Raw genomic sequence first — 2,271 nt, forward strand, 5'->3', positions numbered from 1 at the left:
TGTCGGCGACGGGTGAATCGTGACCCTCTGACGGCGGATCAAAACTGACCCACTTCGTGGTCTTCTGACCAACCTGATCTTGATCGAAGGTCAGGAGAAGAGGGTGATTTCCGTGGAGGACTGGGCAGAGATCCGCAGGCTGCACCGGGCCGAGCAGATGCCGATCAGGGCGATCGCGAGGCAGCTGGGCATCTCGAAGAACACCGTGAAGCGGGCCCTGGCCACCGACCGGCCGCCGGTTTACTCCCGGCCGGCCAAGGGCTCGGCGGTCGACGCGGTCGAGCCGCAGATCCGGGAGCTTTTGAAGCAGACCCCGACGATGCCGGCGACTGTGATCGCCGAACGGATCGGCTGGGACCGTGGCATGACCGTCCTCAAAGAACGCGTACGCGAGCTGCGGCCCGCCTATCTGCCCGTCGATCCGGTCTCACGCACCACCTATCAGCCCGGCGAGCTGGCCCAGTGCGACCTGTGGTTCCCGCCCGTCGACATCCCGCTCGGATACGGCCAGTCCGGCCGTCCGCCCGTGCTCGTGATGGTGTCCGGCTACTCGCGGATCATCGCCGCACGGATGCTGCCCACCCGCACCACCGGCGACCTGATCGACGGACACTGGAAACTGCTGACCGGCTGGAGGGCGGTCCCGCGGATGCTGGTCTGGGACAACGAGGCCGGCATCGGCCGCGGCAAGGTGACCGGCGACTTCGCCGCGTTCGCGGGACTGCTCGCCACCCGAATCTACCTCTGCAGACCCCGCGACCCAGAAGCGAAAGGGCTGGTGGAGCGGGCCAACGGCTACCTGGAGACCAGCTTCCTGCCCGGCCGCACCTTCACCGGACCCGACGACTTCAACACCCAGCTGACCACCTGGCTGGCCATCGCCAACCGGCGTCAGCACCGCACCCTGGGCGCCCGCCCCGTCGACCGGTGGGAAGCCGACCGGGCCCAGATGCTCACCCTGCCGCCGGTCGATCCGCCACGCTGGTGGCGCTTTTCGACCCGCATCGGCCGCGACCACTACATCCGTGTCGACACCTGCGACTACTCCGTGCACCCCCTCGCCATCGGCAAGAAAGTCCAGGTCCGCACCGACACCGACGAGGTCGTCGTGACCCTCGCCCCCGGCGGGGCCGAGGTTGCCCGCCATCCACGGTGCTGGGCCAAGCAGCAGACCATCACCGACCCGGTCCATGCGCGCGCCGCCGCCGTTCTGCGCGGCGACTACCGCCACCACCAAGCCTCCCAGGCCCAGGCCACCCGTCGGCACAACACCGCTACCGCAAGCGACCTCGTCGAGGTCGAACAACGCCAACTCGACTCCTACGACCGCATGTTCACCCTCATCGAGGGCGGCGGCCAGGCCGATGATCCGGAGGTCTCCTGATGCCCACCACCAGGACCACCGCCGCGGCGGGGCCCAGGACCGGCCGCCAGACCGCCGCCGACCTGTCCTTCCTGGCCCGTGCGATGAAGGCCCCGGCCCTGCTGGACGCCGCCGAACGCCTGGCCGAACGGGCCCTGAAGGAGAGCTGGACCCACACCGAGTTCCTCGTCGCCTGCCTCCAACGAGAGGTCTCCGCCCGCGAGTCCCACGGCGGCGAGGCCCGCATCCGCACCGCCCGCTTCCCCGCGATCAAGACGATCGAGGAACTCGACGTCACCCATCTGCGCGGCATAACGCGCCAACAGCTCGCGCATCTGGGCACGTTGGACTTCATCGCCGCGAAGGAGAACGCCGTTTTTCTGGGACCGCCGGGGACCGGTAAAACACACCTGGCGATCGGACTCGCAGTGCGGGCCTGCCAGGCCGGCCACCGGGTCGCGTTCGCCACCGCTGCCGAATGGGTCGACCGCCTGGCCGCCGCCCACCACACCGGACACCTCCAGGCCGAGCTCACCAAACTGTCCCGCTATCCACTGATCGTCGTCGACGAAGTCGGCTACATCCCCTTCGAGGCCGAGGCCGCGAACCTGTTCTTCCAGCTGGTCTCGAACAGATACGAGAGAGCGAGTGTGATCGTCACGAGCAACAAACCCTTCGGACGCTGGGGCGAAGTCTTCGGCGACGAGACCGTGGCCGCCGCCATGATCGACCGCCTCGTCCACCACGCCGAGGTCCACTCCCTCAAAGGCGACTCCTACCGCATGCGCGGACGCCAACTCGGACGCGTCCCCACCGCCACACACGACACCGACTGAGCACCGGCAACCAGACCCGGTGGGTCAGAACTCGACCGCCCACACCGGGTCAGGATTCAGCCGCCGCCGACA

General features: G+C 68.4%; 2 protein-coding genes. Both read left to right on the plus strand.

Annotated features, from left to right (window positions below; all coding sequences use genetic code 11):
* Positions 1-103: 103 nt before the first annotated feature.
* The gene (istA, locus tag ACGFYN_RS48040) at positions 104-1,384 is read left to right on the plus strand and encodes an IS21 family transposase (RefSeq protein ID WP_393872266.1); all 1,281 of its coding nucleotides are present in this window, start codon (positions 104-106) and stop codon (positions 1,382-1,384) included.
* Positions 1,384-2,199 carry an IS21-like element helper ATPase IstB gene (gene istB / locus ACGFYN_RS48045; RefSeq protein ID WP_393872267.1) on the plus strand — a complete coding sequence of 272 codons (816 nt, stop codon included), beginning with the start codon at positions 1,384-1,386 and terminating at the stop codon, positions 2,197-2,199. The genes istA and istB overlap by 1 nt, the downstream gene beginning before the upstream one ends.
* Positions 2,200-2,271 lie beyond the last annotated feature (72 nt).

It is taken from the genome of Streptomyces sp. NPDC048419 (assembly GCF_043200415.1).
Taxonomy (GTDB): domain Bacteria; phylum Actinomycetota; class Actinomycetes; order Streptomycetales; family Streptomycetaceae; genus Streptomyces.